We start from the raw sequence: 23207 nt of genomic DNA, 5'->3' as shown, positions 1-23207 counted from the left end.
ATGAGGTTACTTGATACTTTAAGACAGAACCAATCATTATCAGAACAAGATATTCATACATTTGTACAAACATTACTTTCAGAAGATGTTCTATTACACGATAAAGTGACTTTGCTTAAAGCATACACAAAAAAAGGGGAGACGGCGGATGAATTATATCATCTTACAGCTAAACTGATTCAAACAACATATCATCCCCAACCTGAATATTCCGGAAGCATGTGTGTCTGTGGGACAGGTGGAGACGAATCAAATAGTTTTAACATTTCAACAACGGTTTCGTTTATAGTAGCGGCAGCTGGTGTGTCCGTAGTCAAACATGGTAATAAAAGTGTGACCTCCCAGTCAGGAAGCGTCGATGTGTTACAAGCATTAGGCATCTCAACGACACCTGTGAATAATGTTCCAAAACAGCTCACAGAAACGAACCTTGCTTTTGTAAGTGCCATAACGGCATATCCAATTATGAAGCAATTACAACCTGTCCGAAAAAGAATTCAGCATCCTACCATTTTTAATATTGTTGGACCTATGATCAACCCATTTAAACTCGACTATCAAGTAATGGGGATATATGATCCTCATCGTATTGCGATCACTGCTGAAACGTTATTACGTTTAGGGCGTAAAAAGGCTATTGTCATTCATGGTGCTGGCGGCATGGATGAAGCAACGCTTTCTGGAGATAACCTTATATATGAAGTTAATGAAGGTCAAGTGACGTCCTATACACTCAATGCGACAGAGCTAGGGTTACGTTCCGCTGATAATTCTGAACTTAGAGGTGGAACGCCTGAAGAAAATAAGGCACTTATGCTTAGTATTTTAAAAGGAGCGAATACGTCTGTATGTCGTGATGTCGTGATTTTAAATGCAGCGATAGCACTTTACGTTGCTGAAAAAGCCATTAATTTTCAAGACGGCGTGATACAAGCAGCACAGCTCATACAGAGTGGTCAAGCCTACCGTCAATATTTAAAAATGGTAAAGGAGTCAGAACATGAATCTGTTGGATGAAATCGTCTTATATAAAAAGCAATTGCTTAAAGAAGGTTATTACGAAGACAAATTAAATACTTTGCCTCGTGTTGATACACAGCATAAAAATACGTTACAACATCGGTTAGATCATAGTCATCAAATTGAAGTGATTGCAGAAATAAAATCGAAAAGCCCTACCGTTAATGATATACCAAAACGTTGTTTAGAAGACCAAGTGAAGGCATATACAGAAGGTGGTGCAGCCGCAATATCTATTTTGACTGATGAAGCATACTTTCAAGGGTCTTTTGAACGGCTCGCCGCATTATCACCCACGACGACATGTCCGATTTTATGCAAAGATTTTATCATTGATCAACGGCAAATTGATGTAGCAAAAAAGGCAGGGGCATCTGTAATTTTATTAATCGTCTATATTTTGGATGATACACAATTAAAAGCATTGTATGATTACGCGACAGCATTAGGATTAGAAGTATTAGTGGAAGTACACAGTAAAGCAGAATTAGCTCGAGCGCACCGCATTCATCCTAAATTGATTGGTGTGAATAACCGTGATTTAAGACGTTTTGTTACAAACGTGGAACACACCAATGACATACTCAAAACATCGCGTTCCGACATACATTATATTTCAGAAAGTGGTATTCAACATCATTCGCACATAGAGATGATTCAACCTTCTGGTATCCATGGGGTGCTCGTAGGAGAGGCATTGATGAAGTCGGATGACCCTAGCGCTTTAATACAGGCAATGAGGCTCCAAAGGGGGGATGAGCGTTGTACTTAAAGTTATGTGGATTTACACGTGAAGTCGATGTGCAAGCTGCATGTCAATTAAATATCGATGCACTAGGGTTTATCACTTTTCCTAAAAGTCAACGTTATGTTGATTTTACGCAATTGGCCAAATTAACAAAACATATTCCAGAACATATCGACCGTGTTGCGGTAACCGTTAATATGCCCCATGCGCATATAGAACAGATCATTAAATGTACACGAGTGAATACACTTCAGCTCCATGGTGATGAGACGATATCTACATTACAAAAGTTGAGAGACCACAATCCTGAGTTGCAAATTTTTAAGGCATTACATGCAGATGATGAACTCATGTATCAGATTGAACATGTCGCGCCATATGTAGATAAAATCATTGTCGATACGCCGACCAGTATGTTTGGAGGCTCTGGGCAAACTTTTGATTGGCACAAACTCAAACAGCTGAGTGAGACCCCGGTAGTGGTAGCCGGTGGGGTCAATGACGAAAACATTCATCAATTGTTAACATCCTATCCATTTATAGAAGGGGTAGACATTGCAAGTGGTATCGAGAGTGATAAAGGTATTAAAGATACACAAAAAATGACGCAAATTGTTGAGACGGTGAGAGGAGTAATAAAATGAAAAACATTCAATTACATGCAGATGAAAATGGGTTGTTTGGTGGCTACGGCGGACGTTATGTGCCTGAAACATTAATGCCAGCGATTGCAGAATTAAAAGAGGCGTATCAGGAAGCGCAAGCAGATCCTAATTTCTTCAAAACATTCAAATCATATTTAAAAAACTATGTGGGTAGAGAAACACCGTTAACCTATGCGAAATCTTACACAGAAGCACTAGGGGGTGCCAAAATTTATCTGAAGCGTGAAGATTTAAACCATACAGGCGCGCATAAAATTAATAATGCACTTGGTCAAGCATTAATCGCCAAACGCATGGGCAAAAAGAAACTTGTAGCTGAAACGGGCGCGGGTCAACATGGCGTGGCTAGTGCGACAGTTGCTGCATTATTCGATATGGAATTGGTCGTGTTCATGGGAGCAGAAGATATTAAACGTCAGCAATTAAATGTATTTCGTATGGAGTTACTTGGTGCAACAGTGGTCTCTGTAGAGGAAGGACAAGGAACGCTCTCTGATGCAGTGAATAAAGCATTACAATATTGGGTGGCACATGTGGATGATACGCACTATTTACTTGGTTCAGCGCTAGGTCCAGACCCGTTTCCAACGATGGTGCGTGATTTTCAACGCGTTATAGGTGATGAAATTAAAGCACAAATGCGCGCCCAAACAAAGCGCTTACCAGATGCGGTCGTGGCTTGTATTGGTGGTGGATCGAATGCGATTGGCACATTTTATCCGTTTATAGAAGATGATGTCAAACTTTATGGTGTAGAAGCGGCAGGTCATGGCGTTGATACCGATCGCCATGCCTTAGCAATCACAAAAGGTAAAAAAGGTATCTTGCACGGTGCAAAAATGTATTTAATTCAAGACGACGAACATCAAATTAAATTGGCGCATTCCATCTCTGCTGGGTTAGATTATCCGGGTGTAGGACCAGAACATTGTTATTATCATGATATAGGACGTGTCACATATGAATCGGCTTCAGATTCTGAAGCAATGGATGCCTTAATTCGTTTTTCTAAAGCAGAAGGAATCATACCGGCTATTGAAAGTGCACATGCATTAAGTTATGTTGAAAAACTTGCACCTCAAATGGATAAAGACCAAATCATCGTCGTGACAGTTTCAGGGCGTGGTGATAAAGATATGGAAACAATCCGAAATTATATAAAAAATAAGGAAGGTGGTCATCATGAATAAAGCGTTTGTCGCATATATAATGGGAGGGCCTCATTTTATCGAGGAGTTAAAAGTACTTGATCGTAGTGGTGCGGATTATGTAGAAATAGGCATTCCCTTTTCTGATCCTGTTGCAGATGGGCCGATCATAAAAGCAGCAGGTGAACGCGCGATAGCAGCAGGTATGACATTAGAGGTGATTTTAAATCAGCTCAGCGCACATCGTCATGAGCTGTCAACCCATCTTATTTTGATGACTTATGCCCATATGATTGAAACATATGGGGAAGCGGCATTTATGCATAAGATGGATGAGCTTCAGATCTACGGCGTAATCATTCCGGATATGCCTTTTGAATACATTGAACAATTAAAAGCGCGCTATCCAAAGCGTAAGGTCAAACTCATTTCCCTTGTCGCAATGACCGCTTCAGAAGATCGTATGAAAGCCATTGCTGAAAAAGCAGAAGGATTTATCTATACTGTGACGATGAATCAAACTACAGGTCAAGATGGCAACTTTCATCCTGAACTGAAACAGCGTATTCAAAAGTTAAAAACGTATACGCCACTTCCGGTGATGTCTGGTTTTGGTATCCGAGATGCTTCACAAGTTCAAGATATCATTACCGTTTCAGACGGCGTCATCATAGGAAGTGAAATTGTGAAAAGATTTCATGAAACTGGGAAGGATGAGACTGCAGCATACTTACAAAACATTAGGGACGTATTAAACGAAGCAACGACGACGTAAGCCGTTATTGTTAAATTTACGAAAATTAATTAAATCATTGTAGACAATAAGGGTGTTAAATGTAACGCAACACGTTATAATAACGGTAACAATAGTTATAGAAAGGGTGTGGCACGCATGACGTATACGTTTATTTTTGATTTAGATGATACGTTGTATGATCAACTCCAAGCATTTAATGTTGCGTATCATTATCACTTTGCAGATAGCGATATTAGTGTTGCGTCATTATATCGACATTTTCGTCACTATAGTGACCTCGTATTTGAACAAACGCAAGATGGTCGTATGACGGTAACTGAAATGCACATTTATCGTATTACAGCAGCACTTAATGATTTCGACATTACTTTACCAGAAAGAAAAGCCATCGCATTTCAACATGATTACGAACATGCTTTAAATGGGATTGCGTTGTCACATCCTATTAAAACGTTACTATATCTATTAAAATCACGCGACATCCCTTGTGGCATCATTACCAATGGTGAGAGTCATCATCAACGATTAAAAATAAAAACGCTTGAATTAGATCATTACATTCCAGAGTCACATATTTTTATTTCTGCAGAAGAGGGTATGTCAAAACCAGATGTAGCACTATTTCAACAAGTCGTTAGTGAATTGGATTTAAATCCTCAGCGTACATTTTATATAGGGGATAATTTTGAAAATGACGTCATCGGCGCGTTAAATGCAGGGTGGCGTGTCATTTGGTTCAATCGACGCAATCGCCCGGCAACGCATGAAGGTTATAAACCGGATTACTATGTAGATAGTGAAGAGGCATTAGTTGAAGTGATTCAAACACTAATGAATGAAAAAGCATAATGATATGTATATTAGAATGACAAAATTAATAACCTTCAAAGCTCATAAGCGAAAATGACCTTTGAAGGTTATTTTTGTGCGTCATAATATGAACATACCCGTAATGTTATTGTGCCATGATATCTCTGGTAAAGCGCACACCTTGCTCTGGGGTTTCATACATAGTGATGGCATTAAGAGAAACGTCTTCTGGCAAATGTGCACTCAACGTATCCCAAAACCAGTAAATTAAGTTTTCTAGTGTGATATTCATATCGGGTAATGTTTCATTTAATAATTGGCCGTCCAGTTTGGGTTTTAAATGCGTTTTATAAATGTTGTCGATGATTCTAAAGTCAATAGCCATCCCCAAATCATCTGTTTTTGACCACAATTCAATATCTATGAGATAGCGGTTGTCCTTTAAATCGTGATGTGCGGTTTCACTTAAAAATATGCGGGCATCCGCAGTAAACTCATAATGGCGTAACACTAATATGGTTTTGTGATGTTGCGCAAATTGTTTTGGTGGTGTCACGTTATCAAATTTAGACATACATCCCACTCCCTCTTTTTTAGTATCATAACATAATATTATTGTGGTTCGAAGGAAGGTGTCTTGTGAATGGGGAACGTGGTGTGTCACTTGTACAAGTTTTTATTATTTACTTTAAATAGTCGAAGTAGGTGAAAATACTGAATTGATATCTAAAACTGGCTATTGATATGCATTGACTAGAATGATTAAACGTCTTGACCTAAGGGAGTATTGCTTTCTAAATTAGGGAATCAAATATCAAAGACAAGGGACTAATTGTTCTAAACACTAATGTAAAAATTATCGATAATTATATGATTTAATGGCGTTATAAAAGAATAATAGAGTATAAATAGTTATAACAGTGAATAATATTTAAAAATATAATTATGACAAAATAAAGAACTAATTGATAATGATATTTACTCTCATTTGAACTAGGCGTATTCTGAAAGTGCAAAAAATACGTGTAAGGAGTGAGGTAAATGGGAAGCCCATATCGGACGTTGTCTAAAGTGCTTATCAGTATTTTAGTCGCGGTATTCTCAATATTACTTTTAGGTGGCTGGCTAATATTTGAAAATGAGGCACCGCGACCGACTAAGGTTGTCGATGAAAACGGTAAAACATTAATCTCTAAAGCAGAGCTGATTAGCGGTCAAGCCATTTACGAAAAATACGGTTTAACAGATTACGGGTCTTATTTAGGAAACGGCTCTTATCTCGGACCTGATTATACTGCTGAAACATTACATCAATATATACAAGGGATGCATCATTATTATGCGCAAACGTTACATCATAAATCTTTTAAAAATTTAACTCAAATGCAACAAGCGGGTATTGAAGATAAAGTGAGAAAAGAGATCCGCATCAATCGCTATTCTAAAACAAAGGATGAACTCGTGTTAACAGATGCCCAAGTTGCAGGTTTAAAACATGTTCGACAATTTTATCAAAAAGAATTTGTCAACAATCCTAAGCAAGCAGGGTTACCTCAAAATATGATAGATCAATTTACAATTGATGATTATATGGTTAAAGGAAATAAAATTGAACACTTAAGTGATTTCTTTTTCTGGGGTGCCTGGTTATCCTCGACTGATCGTCCTGACCGACAATTCTCTTACACGAATAATTGGCCTTATGATGCTCAGGCGGGAAATACGATGCCAAGTGAAGCGTTAATTTGGTCTGCGATTTCTGTTGCATTACTCGTTGCCGGTGTCGCAATCATTATTTATTTCCAGAGACGGTACCAATTTGATATGGAAGCGACATATAAAGGTGAAAAACATTTACCTAAAATTAAAATTCCTGAGACGATTACGAGCAGTCAGGCAAAAACTGCAAAGTATTTTGTCGTCGTTATGATACTCTTTTTAATTCAAATTCTTCTCGGAGAACTGATGGCGCATTACTACGTTGAAAATGAATTTTTCGGTATACCTTTACAAAAACTCTTCCCATTTAATATCGCTAAAACATGGCACTTACAATTAGTGATATTTTGGGTAGCAACAATATGGCTTGCGACAGGTATTTATGTCGTCCCTCGAGTATTAGGCAAAGAGCCTAAACATCAAGGAAAGCTCGTTGATATATTATTTATAGCACTGTTAATTGTTGCTGGTGGTAGCATGCTGGGTGAATGGGGAAATATTTTAGGTTGGATTAACGAAAAATGGTGGTTATTCGGTCATTTTGGTTGGGAATATATCGAGCTTGGCAAGTTTTGGCAAATCTTATTTATTATCGGAATGATTTTATGGATGGTTATTTTAGCTAGAGGCTTTATACCGGCGATTAAGCTAGGAACAGATCAACATAGAAACCGCTTGATTTTACTATTATTTATCGGCGCTATCGCCATTCCACTATTTTATTTAGCCTCATTATTTATCATGCCTAATACACATGTAACTTTTGCCGATTATTGGCGGTGGTGGATTGTTCATTTATGGGTTGAAGGTATATTTGAAGCTTTTGCAGTCATACTTATTGGATTCTTAATGGTAGACATGAAATTAACAACCATTCGCTCGACGATACGTGCGCTCTATTTTCAAATTATATTGCTACTTGGAACGGGTATTGTGGGTATGGGACACCATTATTATTGGCAAGGTGACCATTCAATTTGGTTGGCATTAGGATCGAGTTTTTCAGCTTTAGAAGTGGTCCCTTTATGTTTGTTAATATGGGAAGCTTATACGCATTATCGTGTATATAAATTTAGTAAAATAGAATTTCCGTATAAAGGAACATTTATTTTCTTAGCCTCTACAGGGCTATGGAATGCGTTAGGTGCAGGCGCTTTAGGTTTCTTAATCAATGCGCCAGCCATTAACTATTTCGAACACGGCACACAGTGGACTGCCGCTCATGCGCACGGTTCTATGGCTGGAGTGTATGGCATGTTTTCAATCGCAATTTTACTTTACGTATTACGTAATATCACACGATCTGAACTATGGACACGCCGTACAGAAAAGTGGATATCCATTGCATGTTGGTTATTAAACATTGGTCTTGCTGGAATGGTGTTAGTGACATTGTTGCCAGTAGGGTATATACAGCTTAAAGATGCATTAGAACATGGATATTGGCATGCACGTTTACCAGAGTTTTATCAACAAGATACTGTTTTTTGGTTGATGTGGGGACGCATGCCTTGGGATTTAATTTTTACAGCAGGTGTGATCATCTTATTCGTCATTACTGTCCGTGCCTTTATGTACGTGAAAAAGGTAAATAATCATTAATCATACAAAGCGTGGTAACTATTGTTTTTAAACGTAGTCGCCACGCTTTTTACTGATGCGCAATGAAAAGTTGAAGGGTATAGGGATGTGCCACCATAAGTACGGTCTTATTCTATTGTAAAATGACAAAACATTGATAAAGACCATGCGAAACCAATTTGAATCGTGTAAAATAGATAGAAACATGAAATCGCTATCAAATAAGGGGGGAATTTGATGCAACATGAAAAAATGAAACAAATGTTAAAATCACTTTTAGATGAACGGGCGTTTGATGATACTGCATCACTGGTGTCATATGGTTATGACGGTTCATTTGGGCAATATATTCCCGATGTTGTGACGCAACCGTGTAGTACAAAAGAGGTTCAAGCGATTGTTAAACTTGCGAACCAATACCAATGTCCCATTTATCCTAGAGGGGCGGGCACCAATTTATCAGGCGGAACTTTACCTGTTCAAGGAGGCATTGTACTTGATTTTTCACAGTGGAATGACGCACCCGTCATATACCCAGAAGATTTAATCATCAAAACACGACCCGGGGTGAAAACGGCTGATATTCATGCCTTAGCAGAAAAGCATCAATTAATGTATCCACCTGATCCATCATCTTCAGCAGTGTGTACCATTGGAGGGAATTTAGCTGAAAATGCTGGAGGTCCCCACGGTGTTAAATATGGTGTTACGAAAGATTATGTCATTGGTCTTGAGGTGGTGACAGCACGTGGCGATATCATTAAAACGGGTGGTCAAACGATAAAAAATGTAACGGGGTATGATTTAACAAAATTACTCGTTGGAGCTGAAGGAACATTAGGCATTATCACAGAAGCGACCTTAAGATTGATACCTAAACCAAAAGCCACTCAAACTGCAATGATTGTATTTGAACAACTTGAGAAGGCTGGACAATCCATTTCTCAAATATTAACGTCAGGTGTACGTCCTTCTAAAATGGAAATATTAGATCATCACGCGGTGAATAAAGTAGTGGATTATGCTGGGTTAAATTTACCACGTAGTGCAGCAGCGATTCTTTTGGTTGAAGTCGATGGAGAGCCTGAAGCTTTGACGCAAGAAATGACGACAATCAAACAGGCGCTCGAAAACATAAATGTCACGGACATCAAAATTGCACAAACAAAAGAAGAAGAAAATGCATTGTGGCAAGTGCGTAAAGCGGTATCCCCTGCAGTAGTGGAAAGTGGCTATACGAAAATATCAGAAGATGCCACAGTACCTTTAAGTAAAATCCCACAAATGTTTAAAAAGATATCTGAATTAAAAGAAAAATATCAATTAAACATTGTCATTTTTGGTCATGCAGGTGATGGGAATCTACATCCAACAATTAATGCGAATATGCGAGATCCGATAGCGGTTAAAAATGTTGAACGTGCGGTAGAAGAAATTTTTGAATATGCGATTGCACTGGGAGGCACGCTTTCAGGTGAGCATGGCATAGGTACGATGAAAAAACCATTTATGACAAGAGAATTAGGGGAGAATGGTGTACACTTTCAGAAAGCGATTAAACAAGCATTAGATCCTGACAATCTATTAAATCCTGGCAAAATCTTTCCGGAAGTCGGAGAGTCAAGGTTGGTGTTGCAACATGACTAATTTAAAAACACAACTTGATTACGAGGCCACTTTTGATTGTGTGCAGTGCGGATATTGTTTACCTGCTTGTCCTACATATGTCACTTTTAAAAATGAAAAACATTCTCCAAGAGGACGTATAAATTTAGTGAAAATGGCTGCAGAAGAGAAAATTACTTTAGAAGATATGGGAGAAAGTATTGATTTATGTTTAGGATGCCGGGCATGTGAAACGGTGTGCCCCACCCATGTGCGTTATGGAGACATTTTAAGTTCAGCCGTTGAAGTATTATATGACGTGCGACCGAAGTCTAAAGTTGAAAAGATGATACGTTATACCACATTTCACGGATTACTTCCGCATAAAAATCGATTACGCCTTGTCAATAAAGGGTTGCGATTATATCAAAAATCGGGTCTTGAAAAAGTAATTAAATCAACAAATCTCTTAAAAATGGCGCCTAAATATGCACAGTTTCAAAGGGTGATGCCTGAAGTTCATCCATCGATTAATCACTGGGAGCGCACATTTAAGTGTGAAAGCACTGTTACAGTAGGCTTTTTTCAAGGATGTATGATGGATGCGTTCTTTAGTCATATTAACCAACTAGCGCTACGTATTATGGCAGCACAAGGACTTCAAGTGACGAATATCCCATCTCAAACATGTTGTGGTGCACTTCAACACCATGCAGGGCAAACGTTAAGTACGATTCAACTTGCAAAACAAAATATTGAGGCTTATGAACAATATGATTTTGATTACATCGTTAACACCATAGGGGGATGTGGTGCAGCGTTAAAAGAGTATGACACGTTATTTGAGGAAGGCACACTTTGGCATGACCGTGCCAAAGCGTTTGTTAACAAAGTACGTGATATATCAGAAATCTTAAATGATTATCCGTTACCCGTGCGACACACCTTAAATTATGAAGCGGTTTATCAACCGTCATGTCATTTAGAAAATGTGCAACGTGTTGTTCAAGAACCCGAATCACTATTAACGAAGTTACCTGGACTTACACTACATGATTTTCCAAATCAACATCACTGTTGTGGCTCGGCAGGAATTTATAATTTAGTACATTATGATGCAGCGATGCAAATTTTAGATGAAAAGATGAAACATGTTAAAACACAACAACCCAACCTCATCATTACCTCAAACCCTGGTTGTCATTTACAAATGAAATTGGGGGTTGAACGTGAAGGTTTATCTGACCAGATTGATGTCAAACATGTCGTGGAAGTCGTCGCTGAAGCATGTCGTATCACATTATAAAATTGAGAAAGGGGCGTCAGAGATGTAACGATGCTTATCGCTCAGACGAATTAATTTAATGTTAACAATGATAGAACGTCCGTGAAAGGGAGGGATGTTATGAAAGTATTTAGAACACTCGGTTGGTTCTTTAAGCAAGAAAAATGGCGGTTCAGTACCGCAATCATCGCGATGATGATTACAGCATGTTGCAGTTTAGTGCCTCCACACATCATTGGGCGTGTAATTGACCATATTACAGCACAGTCATTAACACCGTCGCGTTTAATGATGTACTTAATGATTATATTATTGACAGGCGTTACCGTGTATATCTTAAGATTTTACTCACGTACACAACTTTTTGGTGCTAGTGCTAAACTTGGTCGATTATTAAGAGGAGAACTTTATGATAAATATTTAAGTATGCGGCCATCCTTTTTCCAAAAATATCGTACAGGGGATCTCATGGCACATGCCACAAATGATATTCGTGCTGTTCAAAGTACCGCAGGGATTGGGGTGATGACCATTGCGGATGCGGTAATTATGGGCGGTATAACCCTTGTGATTATGGCACTCACAGTCAGCCCAAAACTTACATTCATTGCGATGATACCACTACCGATTCTTGTAATATTAACGCAATATTATGGGAAATTACTTCATAAAGGATTTAAAGAAGCGCAAGGGGCATTTAGTGAATTAAATGATAAAACGCAAGAAAGTATTGCGGGAGTTAAAGTCACAAAATCATTTGGATACGAACGTGCGGATGAAGCGGATTTTCGTGAATTAAGTGACCGTGTTGTTTTAAAAAATCTCACTGTTACTAAAATCGATGCACTGTTTGATCCAACAATTCAGCTCGTCATTGGTACCAGTTATTTATTAAGTGTCATATTTGGTTCCTATATGGTAGTAGATAACGCCATTACGATTGGACAACTCGTCACTTTCACAACATACCTTGGTATGTTGGTATGGCCTTTACTTGCCTTAGGTTTTTTCTTTAACATTATTCAACGAGGTAGTGCTTCTTATGACCGTATTCGTGATTTATTAGCAGTTCCCAATGACACGCACACGCATGAAACACTATCTGAAAAGCCCCAAGGGAACATCGTATTTCAGTTGAAACAGTTTACCTTTGAAGACGATACAGAATCGCATTTACATCACGTACATTTCACCATTGAACCGGGGATGACTGTGGGGATTGTGGGAAATACAGGGTCTGGCAAAAGTTTGTTAATTCGATTACTATTAAGAGAATTTGATCCACCCCGTGCACAGGATATTACCTATGGTGGACATGCGCTCTATCAGTATCCGATTCATCTACTTAGAGAACAATTTGGATGTGTGCCGCAAGATCATTTTTTATTTTCATCAACAATTCGAGGTAACATTGCATTCAGCGAACCTGAAATAGATGACGCTACGCTTTATCACGTGAGTGAAATGAGTCGTATTCATCAAGACATTATGTCATTACCCGATCAGTATGACACAGTAGTGGGTGAACGTGGGGTTTCGTTATCAGGAGGGCAAAAACAACGTATTTCCATCGCACGTGCCTTATTAATGAACCCGGAAGTACTCATCTTAGACGATGCTCTATCCGCTGTGGATGCTGAGACAGAAACACGAATTTTACAAAATTTGAAACAAGAACGAAAAGGCAAAACCAATATTATTACAGCACATCGTATGAGTGCTGTCATGCATGCGGATTTAATTATTGTGATGCGTGACGGTACCATTGTTGAAAAAGGAACACATGAAGCATTACTCCAACAACAAGGTTGGTATGCGGAAACGTTTCAAGCACAAGCAATGGAAAATCGTTTGAATCAAGCTTTAGATCAACAAACACAAAGGGGGGCTGATCGTGAGTGAAACACAACCACAAATGACATCGAAAGAACAGATGAAAACGCTAGGTCGTCTCCTTAAATATACGCTACCTTTTAAGTCGTTAATTGTACGTGCGTTATCATTACTAATATTAACAACCGCTGCGAGTATGGCGGTTCCCTATATCATTAAAGTGTTTATCGATCAATACCTTGTGCCTAGACATTTCCCAGGAAATGATCTGATCGTTATCCTCGTATTATTTATTGGTGTAGAACTATTAGGTGCATTAACAGCCTATTTTAGTTTGTATTATTTAGAATATTTAGCATTAAAAGTGATTCAACAACTGCGAATTGATGCTTTCAGAGATATAGCTAATTTAGGAATGCGGTTTTATGACCAGACTCCAAGTGGGAGTATTGTATCACGGTTAACAAACGATACTGAGGCTATCGTAGAAATGTTTACAGGTGTACTTGCGACATTTTTAATCGCGATTTTTATGGTAATGAGTAGTTTTATAATGATGTTTGTTTTAGATATAAAAATGGCATTTTTTGCGATGTGCTTTGTTCCATTAATCGTTTTAGTACTCGCATTATATAGAAAATATGCATCAGTATATTTTTATGAAACGAGACGCAAACTATCAGATTTAAACGCGAAACTTGGTGAATCAATTGAAGGTATGAAAATTATTCAAGTGTTCAACCAAGAACAACGTCTTAAAGCGGAATTTGAAACAATAAATCGTGCGCACTATGATTATATGCTTAAAACGATACGTCTTGATGGATTATTATTGAGGCCAGCGATTACACTTATTTCAACATTATCTATAGTTGCTATTTTGGCTTATTTTGGAATGTTGAGCTTTAAAACCGTGGTTACTGCTGGTACCATTTATGCTTTTATTCAATATATGCAACGTTTTTTTGAGCCGATTAACCAAGTCAGTCAAAATTTAAATATTTTCCAACAAGCAGTTGTGTCTGCTAGCCGTGTATTTCATATGATGGACAATGAGGACTTAGCACCTGTTCAACCTGAAAATGCATCGCGTATTACTGCGGGCCGTATAGAGTTTAAAAATGTGTCATTTAGTTATGATGGGCAGCATGATGTATTGAAAAACATTGATTTCACTGCAGAACCTGGTCAAACAGTCGCACTTGTAGGTCATACTGGTTCGGGGAAAAGTTCGATTATCAACTTGTTTATGCGGTTTTATGAATTTGAACGAGGGGATATTTTGATTGATGGGCAATCAGTAAAAAACATCCCTAAAGGAGAACTGAAATCTAAAATTGGACTAGTGCTACAAGACCCATTTATGTTTTATGGTTCTATCGCGTCTAATATCAAACTATATCATCCAACGATGACATTTGAACAAATTGAAGGTGCAGCCAAATTTGTGTATGCACATGATTTTATTATGAAATTTAAAGACGGTTATGATCATAAAGTGATTGAAAAAGGAAGTACGCTTTCAAGTGGTCAACGTCAATTGATTGCTTTTGCACGTACTATGGCGATAGATCCGAAAATTTTAATTTTGGACGAAGCAACTGCCAACATTGATTCAGAAACGGAAGAACTCATTCAACAGTCTTTAACGAAAATGAGACACGGTAGAACTACACTTGCGATTGCACATCGACTATCAACAATTCAAGATGCGGATTTAATCCTTGTCTTACACCAAGGTGAAATTGTAGAACGGGGATCGCATGATACGTTAATTCAACAAGGTGGTATTTACCAAAAAATGTATCAATTACAACGCAATGGCAAAACGCACTAGCATCTAAAACAGTTGCATTAATCGTAGTAATATTATATTTGGAATCCCGATTTCTTATAAAACAATCGACTATATGTTGCATGTAAAAAGCCTTCAAAGTTCATTTAAAAAATGAATTTTGAAGGCACTTTTGATGAGGTTCATTCATGGATACATTCTTAGTTTCTAACTGCAAAATAGTGATCTTCATCATCGGCGAAGTTAAATACAATGCCACCGTTCATTTCAACTTTTTCGCCAACAGTTACGCCTTTTGACTTTAAGTTATCATATAAAGCATGAATATCTTCCGAAACAAACATTAAAGAAGGCGTACCGGTATCGACGCCCATTTCCATCGCTTCGACTTTTGCTTTATCGTGTAACACAATGGCCGTTTCAGCGTCAGGTGTCGGTTTTAAAATAATGACGCGCATGTCATTCGTCACATCATCAGATACCACGTGGAAATTCAATTTGTCCGTCCAAAACTGTTTTGCATTCTCTTGATCATCGACATATAACATTACTTCTTGTAATTGTGCTATCATGTTGAACTCCTTATGTTTTATTCATTTCAGTATGATGCCCTATTTTAAAGGTTACTGACATCAATTTCAATTGGTCCGTTGCCATCTTTTTGTTCATGTAGCATAACTTTGTTCGGAATCACACGTAATACGACTAAATCAGGATCTTCTTTTGAATCAAAAAAAGTTTTATCTTGTTCTTGCCATAGCCAATCTATTTGCTGTTGATCTGTAACGATCTCAATTGCACCTTCAAGTTCTACATAAGGCAATTGATTGTTCTCTTCGTAACCTAAGAGGACATGTGCTTTAGGATTATGTTTAATTTCTTCAAATTTTGGGGTTTGTTTACTTGTTTTTGTATATAAATCTAGACCATCATTATAAAAAATCATATAACGACTATTTGGTTGATCATGATAAGACGTTGCTAAAACACCGATACGTGAGTGTTCTATAACTTCATTAATTTTTTGAATTGCTTCTTGTTTCATTATATATCACCTCAGTATCATCTACCCATGTCAAGCGATAAAAAAACAAGTTGTGATGCGTAGTCATTACGTTCACAACTTGTTTTTTATTATTTAAATTCACGAGTCGACGGTTTAAAATAATCGTCTGTTTCTTGTTTAATAACTTTGAATAAGAATAAGAGACCTATCAAATTCGGAATCATCATTAATGCATTAGCCATATCAGCGAAAGCCCATACTAAACGCAAGTTTGCTACAGTACCTACAAATGTAGCAACGACATAAATCACTGCGTAAATGACAACAAGTTTTACGCCGAATAAGTATTCAAAACACTTCGCACCATAGACAAACCAAGCGATAATCGTTGAAAATCCAAAGAAGATAACAGAAAGTGACACAACGTATTCACCGATGATACCGAGTGAAGAGGCAAACGCTTTACTTGTGAGCGCACCAGCCTCTAATCCTGGATCATGACTGACACCTGATAGTAGACCACCTGATGGATCCCAAAAACCTGTGACAAGCAATACGAGTGCTGTCATGGTACATACAACAATCGTTACAATAAAAGTACCTGTCATTGCAACAAGTGCTTGAATCACAGGGTGACTCGTTTTGGCATTACCAGAAATAAGTGCGACTGTACCCAGCCCAGCTTCATTTGAGAAGATACCTTTTGATACACCATGTTGGACTGCTTGCATAACCACAATTCCTGAGAAGCCACCAGCAGCTGACACTGGTGTAAAAGCATGCTCAAAAATTAATCCGAACGCTGGAATGATTTTATCGTAATTCATAATGATAATTAAAATAGAAGCACCTATGTATAAAATGGCCATCATCGGCACGAAAAATCCTGCTACATCACTGATACGTTTGATTCCACCAAAAATGATAAAAGAGATGAGTATCACTAATATAATACCAGTAATAAATCCTTGAACATTAAAACTCGTAGACATGACATCTGCGATAGTATTAGATTGTACGCTGTTTCCGATACCTAAAGCGGCAAATGCTCCAAAAACGGCAAATGCAATAGCTAAAAATTTGAACTTTGGTCCTAATCCTTTTTCAATGTAATACATCGGACCACTAATATATTCACCAATCGGGTTCTTATCACGATATTTCATAGCAAGTAAGGCTTCGGCATATTTCGTTGTCATACCGAGTAAACCCACGACCCACATCCAAAAGACAGCACCTGGGCCACCTAATGTAACGGCTGTTGCGACACCAGCAATATTCCCGTTACCAATCATACCTGCAAGTGAGGTCATTAAGGCTTTGAAATTACTAATATCACCCTCACTTTCGTCCGTATCTTTTTTATTAGGAACAAAGGCAAGCTTAAATGCATGACCTAATTTACTGAATTGTAATCCTTTGAGGACGAACGTTAAGAATAATCCCGTACCTACTAATAAAATTAAACTCGGTGCACCCCAAAGAACCGCATTAATTTTATTTAATGATTCTAACACAAAAACCCCTCCATTTGACTTCATTAAAGAAAACGCTTTCATAATTATAAGATAGTTGTTCGTTGCTGTAAATTCATAATTTTTTTAATTAAAAACATGTCAAGCACTACGGACATGTAAAAGGGGTGTGGTTTCACATGTCGATAGACTTGAAAGATGTTTATATAGTTGATGATGCGCATCAATAAGGCCCGAAAAGTAATTCTACGCTTACGTTGGCATCAAAATTCACATTACTAAATTTTACACCCATATGATAAAAATTGCCAATTATATTTGAAAAAAGAGAAAAATAACACTTTTCTATTCATTACTGTTCACAATATTTATTTTAAAAAAGTGATATATGCATATTCAAAGTAGGGTAGAACATCAATCATTTCAATTTTGATTGTGCCTAACGCGTTTCTTTTTGGGGGAGCTTTACCTCATAATGGATTTTCAGTCTTGGCTTAATGCCTCAAAAGTCTCGACTATGAAAGTCATCACAAAAATGTTTTCCTTCACCATTTTTCTCCTCTTATAGATTAAAATTGATACATGAAGATGAATAACAGCCAACAAAAGTTCATGGATGAATGAATTTTTGTTGGCTGTTTTGATATACAGGATGGTTATATCCCAATCCGTTGTTGATTATTTTTTCATATAACGATATGCCATGAGCGCTTTAAGCATTTCGATTTCTTCTTGCAGGGCTGCACCTTTATTCGTATCGCGGATAAGTTGACGTTCCAATTCTTCGTCTACAACACGTCGTATGGATAATTCGTCCTCACCTGTTTTTAGTACATTTTCTTTTGAGTTAAATTGCTGGTGTGCAACAAGTTGCATGCCAAATGAGTTATATAATAACGTATAGCCAGCGATACCTGTTGTACTTTGATAGGCTTTAGAGAAACCACCATCGATGACAAGCATTTTTCCATTAGCTTTGATTGGGTTTTCACCATCACGCTCTTTAATTGGTGTATGTCCGTTAATGATGCGTCCAGTTTCAGGATCCATATCAAACTCTTTAAGCATCTTTTTGACCATGTTTTCATCTTCACGTAGATGATAGTATGGATTTTTAACTTCTTTATGTGTTGCTTTGTCACTGATGAAGTAACGTTCAAATGTTGTCATTGCTCGTTTTCCAAATAAAGAAGAGTATTTTCCTGTCCATAAATACCAAACAAGGTCAGTCGAAATATCATCTTGTGTTTCAATATCGTTATAGGCTTTCCGCACGTGATATTCAAACTTATCAATGAGCGCATGACCATCATAATATTCACCCTCGATTTCCATACCTTCCATATTGCCATTTTCATCCACTGGTATGCAGCCGTGGATTAATAAGTTTCCATTGTAGCGCAAATAAAGATTTCCTTTTTTCATTAAGAAATCAATATGGCGACGCAACTTTTCAGATTCTTGGAAGGAAATAATTAATTTATCCATCACTTCTTTTTCTTCTTCTAATAGTGCAGTAGGATTTCTAGGGTCAATCGTTTTAAAACATGTATGTTCTAATGGATAGGTCTGACCGTTGATATCTAACGTAAGTTCACGATAATTGATGCGATCTAATATCAGACGACTCTCCATCTCAAACTCAGGACGACGTTTAATGATAGGACCTTCTAATTTAAATTGGATGATTGCGATAGCTTGGTGTATTTTTGTGATTTGTAACTTTTCAGATTCAGACGGTGTTTTTTCAGGATGCTTTTTTGGACGAAAAGCAGGATTATCATCATAATATTTTTCTGCTAACGTTAGTAAAGGTCTTAAGTTAATGCCATAAGCATCTTCTATAATATCTAAATTGTCATAGCGCGCACATATACGGAGTAGGTTGGCAAGACACACTTGAGAGCCAGCATAAGCGCCCATCCATAATGCATCGTGGTTCCCCCATTGAATATCTACAGAATGATAATCAATCAATGTGTCCATAATTTTATCTGGATCAGGACCACGGTCATAAATATCACCAACAACATGTAAATGATCTACCACGAGTCGTTGAATAGTGTTTGATAAGCTAATGATTAATTTATCCGCTTGATGAAGATTAATAATTTGTTCAATGATTGTGTTGTAATACACGTTTTTATTATTGTATTTGTTACTTTTATAAAGCAGCTCTTCAATAATAAATACATAGCGCTTAGGCAATGCTTTACGCAATTTTGAGCGTGTATATTTGGAAGATGTGTAAGTAATTAACTCAAGTAGTTGATGAATCGTACTTGTATACCAAGCATCGCGGTCAGCTTTAGAATTGAATTCACTTTTAATTAACTTAATTTTATCTTCAGGGTAGTAAACTAAGGCAGTAAGCTGATTCATTTCTTGAACTGTTAAGCGGTCATTAAAAATATCATGAATTTTTGCTTTAACATTACCTGATCCATTACGTAAGACGTGCTGAAACGCATTGAACTCACCATGTAAATCGCTCACAAAGTGCTCCGTACCTTTTGGTAGTTCTAGAATGGATTCTAAACTTATAATTTCTGTTGCTACTTTTTCCTCTGAATCATATTTTTCTGCTAGTAAATCAAGATATTGTTTCTTTAATTCAGATTCCTGTATTGATTGCATTCAACTGCCACCTCTAATTCGATTTTATTTAACATTGAAGTTGTTGAAGTGTTGTAACTTCTAATGGATATTTTTAAAAATTATGTATAAAAAAATTAAGCGCTTCCAACTCTATTAAATCACATTTGTGTATGAAATTAAATTCAGAATTACGTGCAAAACGGATTTCATGCATTAATGTGGATTGCGAAAATATTGGGAAGGGTTTAAACTTAAAATGCTATTAGTTAGCAAATCTAACTTTATGGGAGGGGTTTTTTGGCATCTACGACTACGCGGTTATTTACTAAAAACTATATCGTTAATTTTGTGGTGAGTTTATTACTTTACTTAACGATGTATTTATTAATTGTGGTAATCACACAATATGCTGTTGAAAAATACCATATATCTGAAAGTTTGGCAGGTCTTGTCATGGGGCTATTCATTGTAGGTTCACTATTCGGACGTTTTCTTACAGGGCGTTTTATTAACGTTATGGGTCCTAAAAAAATAGTATTGATTGGTCTAGCGGCATTTACAGTGACACAATGTCTTTATTTTATAGAAGGATCATTGATTTTGTTAATGATTGTGCGCTTTTTAAATGGTTTTGCACTAGCTATCGCAACAACTGCGACGGGGACACTCGTTGCGTTATTATCGCCTGTTGAACGACGGGCAGAAGGTATCAGTTTATTTAGTTTGAGTTTAGTTATTGGTGCAGCAATCGGACCATTTGTAGGTTTAATGTTAGCACAACATTATCCGACGTATGTGCTATTTACACTATGTGTAGGTATTGCACTTTGTGCATTTGTATTAGCGTTAACTTTAAATGTTCGTTTTCAAACGCAACCTTTGAAGTCTGAAGATAAGCAGTTTAAACTGTCTCACTTTGTTTCAATCCCTGCATTACCGATTGCAAGTGTGATTTTAATTTGTGGTTTAGGTTATGCATCGGTACTAACATTTATACAAATTTATGCCCAACAACTGCAATTGCTCACATTAGCAGGTTACTATTTCATAGCGTATGCTATCGCATCGATTTTGACGCGCCCACTTATAGGGAAAATAATGGACCGCTATAATGAGAATAAAATTGCATACCCAGCACTTTTGCTTTTTTCTGTAGGGTTAGCGATGCTTGCTGTGCTTTCAAGCAATACGGGGTGGCTGTTATTAACTTCAGGTGCATTACTTGGAATAGGGTATGGTGCGATGACAGCTGTATGTAACGTTGCTGCGATCAAAGTCTCAAACAAAGCACACATAGGAATCGCGACATCTACATTTTATATTGGTTTAGATTTTGGCTTGGGATTTGGTCCATTTTTACTTGGGTTTATAACAACTTCATTAGGGTTCCAAGCAATGTATGGTATAACAGCAATCATTATATTCATGTGTATAGCGCTATATTGGTTTGTACATGGGCGTTATGTCAAACTAAAATAATTTAAAGTAATGCAAAATATTAAATTAAATTAATCTCAGTTATTAATTATAAAAGCTAACTATAATTGGTTAAATCAATTTAAATATTACTTTGATATATGATAAATCTAAATATTGCGACTTCGTTCATAAAATTTTCAAATTTTTATTGTAACCGCTTTCTTGATGTGGTATATTCAAAAAGCTAACTGAATTGGTCATCAGATGACCTAATGAAAAAGAGGGGGCAAATCATGAATCAACTTAAAGAAAAGAGAACAAATATACGTTGGCTGTTTGCAGGGATGTTTTTCTTAATTGGGGTCATTGCATATATGGACCGAGCTAATATTTCATATATCGCAACACCAATGATGGAAGATTTAAACTTAACTAAAACACAATTTTCGCTTCTTGCGACATTTTTCTCACTCGGTTATGCTTTAATGCAAGTACCATCAGGATTTTTAGCAGAAAAATTTGGTCCGAAAAAGATGCTTTCAATTGCATTGGTTTGGTGGAGTGCATTCACAATTTTAACAGGGGTTATAAAAAATCACGGGGTATTATTTGCAGTACGTTTCTTATTTGGTGTTGGGGAGGCACCTATGTATCCGTCTAATGCTGTATTTAATACGTTCTGGTTTGCAAAAAATGAAAAAGGGCGTGCATCAAGTGCATTGTTAGCAGGATCCTATTTTGGACCTGTACTTGCGCCATTTATTACGGTGGCAATTTACAACACTTTCGGTTGGCAAGCGGTTTTCATTATATTTGGTATTGTTGGTTTTCTAATTGCTTTATTATGGGCAATTATTGCGAAAGATTTACCAGAACATCACAAAATGGTCAATGATGCTGAAAAGCTTTATATTATGGAAAACCGTGACGTAGTACAAACTGAAAAATCAACAGCACCATGGGGGCGCTTTTTCACAAGATTTAGCTTTTATGCTATTGCGGCTCAGTATTTTGTAGTACAGTTTGTCATCACTTTATTTTTAATTTGGTATCCGACATATTTAATTGATCAATATAAAATTGACACATTAACGATGAGTAAGCTAGCAGGTATTCCATGGTTACTCATGTTTATTTTAATCATGGTTGGTGGTGCCATTTCAGATAGAATTTTAAGTTCAGGAAAGTCGAGATTTATCGCACGTGCTTCAATCGCAATCTTTGGATTTGTAGTATTTGGTATTTCATTGTATTTTGCGGTTAATGCCACATCATTAGCAATGAATATAACATGGATGTCATTTTGTTTAGCTGGTGTTGGCTTATCGATGGTAATGAGCTGGGCTTCAGCCACTGATATTGGACGTAACTTCTCTGGATCAGTATCAGGATGGATGAATCTATGGGGGAACATTGGTGCAATGTTAAGCCCAATCGTTGCGGCGGTATTAGCAGATAGCATCGGTTGGAAATCAACGTTATTATCCATGCTTATCTTAGTCGTGATTGCAATCATTTTATGGTTCTTCGTGAAACCTGACCAACCACTGGTACAAGATGAAGCAGAACAAATATAATTCTTAATGTCGGGTTAGGACATAGCAGACCTGTTAATCACAAAAACCAACAAAGTTCATTTGTACATGAACTTTGTTGGTTTTATTTATTTATATAAATCGATTTAGTCTACTATGATGCATTGTGATTGATCCCTTACCCGAGACTTCTGAGGCATTTAGCCGC

Annotated in this window: 18 protein-coding genes; 13 read left to right on the top strand and 5 right to left on the bottom strand. The window is 37.2% G+C overall.

Features of this window, described 5'->3' with window-relative positions; translation table 11 throughout:
• From trpD to CD172_RS05240, 6 genes are all read left to right on the top strand, one after another.
• On the top strand, window positions 1-1017 hold the full coding sequence (gene trpD / locus CD172_RS05265; protein ID WP_103345673.1) for an anthranilate phosphoribosyltransferase: 1017 nt from the start codon (window positions 1-3) through the stop codon (window positions 1015-1017).
• Window positions 1001-1792, top strand: coding sequence for an indole-3-glycerol phosphate synthase TrpC (gene trpC / locus CD172_RS05260; RefSeq protein ID WP_103345672.1), 792 nt, complete (start codon window positions 1001-1003; stop codon window positions 1790-1792). Before trpD ends, trpC begins: the two co-directional genes overlap by 17 nt.
• Window positions 1783-2412: a phosphoribosylanthranilate isomerase gene (trpF, locus tag CD172_RS05255; protein ID WP_103345671.1), complete on the top strand. Its 630-nt coding sequence runs from the start codon at window positions 1783-1785 to the stop codon at window positions 2410-2412. The genes trpC and trpF overlap by 10 nt, the downstream gene beginning before the upstream one ends.
• The gene (trpB, locus tag CD172_RS05250; RefSeq protein WP_085622930.1) at window positions 2409-3623 is read left to right on the top strand and encodes a tryptophan synthase subunit beta; all 1215 of its coding nucleotides are present in this window, start codon (window positions 2409-2411) and stop codon (window positions 3621-3623) included. The genes trpF and trpB overlap by 4 nt, the downstream gene beginning before the upstream one ends.
• Window positions 3616-4356: a tryptophan synthase subunit alpha gene (trpA, locus tag CD172_RS05245; protein WP_103345670.1), complete on the top strand. Its 741-nt coding sequence runs from the start codon at window positions 3616-3618 to the stop codon at window positions 4354-4356. Before trpB ends, trpA begins: the two co-directional genes overlap by 8 nt.
• Before the next feature lie 117 nt (window positions 4357-4473).
• Window positions 4474-5187, top strand: coding sequence for an HAD family hydrolase (locus CD172_RS05240; RefSeq protein WP_103345669.1), 714 nt, complete (start codon window positions 4474-4476; stop codon window positions 5185-5187).
• 106 nt (window positions 5188-5293) lie between these two features.
• Here CD172_RS05240 and CD172_RS05235 read toward each other — a convergent pair whose 3' ends face one another.
• Window positions 5294-5722 carry a 6-pyruvoyl trahydropterin synthase family protein gene (locus CD172_RS05235; protein WP_085622936.1) on the bottom strand — a complete coding sequence of 143 codons (429 nt, stop codon included), beginning with the start codon at window positions 5720-5722 and terminating at the stop codon, window positions 5294-5296.
• Window positions 5723-6189: 467 nt separating this feature from the next.
• Between CD172_RS05235 and CD172_RS05230 the strand changes: the two genes are divergently transcribed.
• From CD172_RS05230 to CD172_RS05210, 5 genes are all read left to right on the top strand, one after another.
• A complete protein-coding gene (locus tag CD172_RS05230; RefSeq protein ID WP_103345668.1) occupies window positions 6190-8469 on the top strand; it encodes a nitric-oxide reductase large subunit in 2280 nt (759 codons plus the stop codon).
• A gap of 216 nt (window positions 8470-8685) precedes the next feature.
• On the top strand, window positions 8686-10095 hold the full coding sequence (locus CD172_RS05225; RefSeq protein WP_103345667.1) for an FAD-binding oxidoreductase: 1410 nt from the start codon (window positions 8686-8688) through the stop codon (window positions 10093-10095).
• Window positions 10088-11359: a (Fe-S)-binding protein gene (locus CD172_RS05220; RefSeq protein WP_085622941.1), complete on the top strand. Its 1272-nt coding sequence runs from the start codon at window positions 10088-10090 to the stop codon at window positions 11357-11359. The genes CD172_RS05225 and CD172_RS05220 overlap by 8 nt, the downstream gene beginning before the upstream one ends.
• Before the next feature lie 99 nt (window positions 11360-11458).
• Window positions 11459-13240 (top strand): ABC transporter ATP-binding protein, encoded by a 1782-nt coding sequence (locus tag CD172_RS05215; protein WP_103345666.1) that lies wholly within the window; start codon window positions 11459-11461, stop codon window positions 13238-13240.
• A 13-nt stretch (window positions 13241-13253) separates the two neighbouring features.
• Complete coding sequence (locus CD172_RS05210; protein WP_103345684.1) at window positions 13254-15008, top strand: ABC transporter ATP-binding protein; 1755 nt, start codon at window positions 13254-13256, stop codon at window positions 15006-15008.
• Window positions 15009-15166: 158 nt separating this feature from the next.
• Here the strand turns inward: CD172_RS05210 and CD172_RS05205 are convergent, their stop codons facing one another.
• The 4 genes from CD172_RS05205 to CD172_RS05190 form a co-directional block, all read right to left on the bottom strand.
• Window positions 15167-15538 carry a VOC family protein gene (locus CD172_RS05205; RefSeq protein WP_060551763.1) on the bottom strand — a complete coding sequence of 124 codons (372 nt, stop codon included), beginning with the start codon at window positions 15536-15538 and terminating at the stop codon, window positions 15167-15169.
• 44 nt (window positions 15539-15582) lie between these two features.
• A complete protein-coding gene (locus CD172_RS05200; protein ID WP_060551762.1) occupies window positions 15583-16014 on the bottom strand; it encodes a pyridoxamine 5'-phosphate oxidase family protein in 432 nt (143 codons plus the stop codon).
• An 86-nt stretch (window positions 16015-16100) separates the two neighbouring features.
• Entirely contained in the window at window positions 16101-17489 is a 1389-nt protein-coding gene (locus CD172_RS05195) for an alanine/glycine:cation symporter family protein (RefSeq protein WP_085622989.1), read from the bottom strand.
• Between the two features lie 636 nt (window positions 17490-18125).
• Window positions 18126-20084 (bottom strand): fructose-bisphosphatase class III, encoded by a 1959-nt coding sequence (locus CD172_RS05190; protein ID WP_060551760.1) that lies wholly within the window; start codon window positions 20082-20084, stop codon window positions 18126-18128.
• A gap of 258 nt (window positions 20085-20342) precedes the next feature.
• Here CD172_RS05190 and CD172_RS05185 point away from each other — a divergent pair, with 258 nt between their 5' ends.
• Both CD172_RS05185 and CD172_RS05180 read left to right on the top strand, forming a co-directional pair.
• A complete protein-coding gene (locus CD172_RS05185) occupies window positions 20343-21524 on the top strand; it encodes an MFS transporter (RefSeq protein ID WP_060551759.1) in 1182 nt (393 codons plus the stop codon).
• A 233-nt stretch (window positions 21525-21757) separates the two neighbouring features.
• Window positions 21758-23041, top strand: coding sequence for a pyruvate MFS transporter (locus CD172_RS05180; protein WP_037567765.1), 1284 nt, complete (start codon window positions 21758-21760; stop codon window positions 23039-23041).
• Window positions 23042-23207: the final 166 nt, after the last annotated feature.

It is taken from the genome of Staphylococcus agnetis (assembly GCF_002901865.1).
GTDB lineage: Bacteria > Bacillota > Bacilli > Staphylococcales > Staphylococcaceae > Staphylococcus > Staphylococcus agnetis.
The sequence above is the reverse complement of the archived record's forward strand: the minus strand, read 5'-3'. Positions and strand labels throughout refer to the sequence as shown.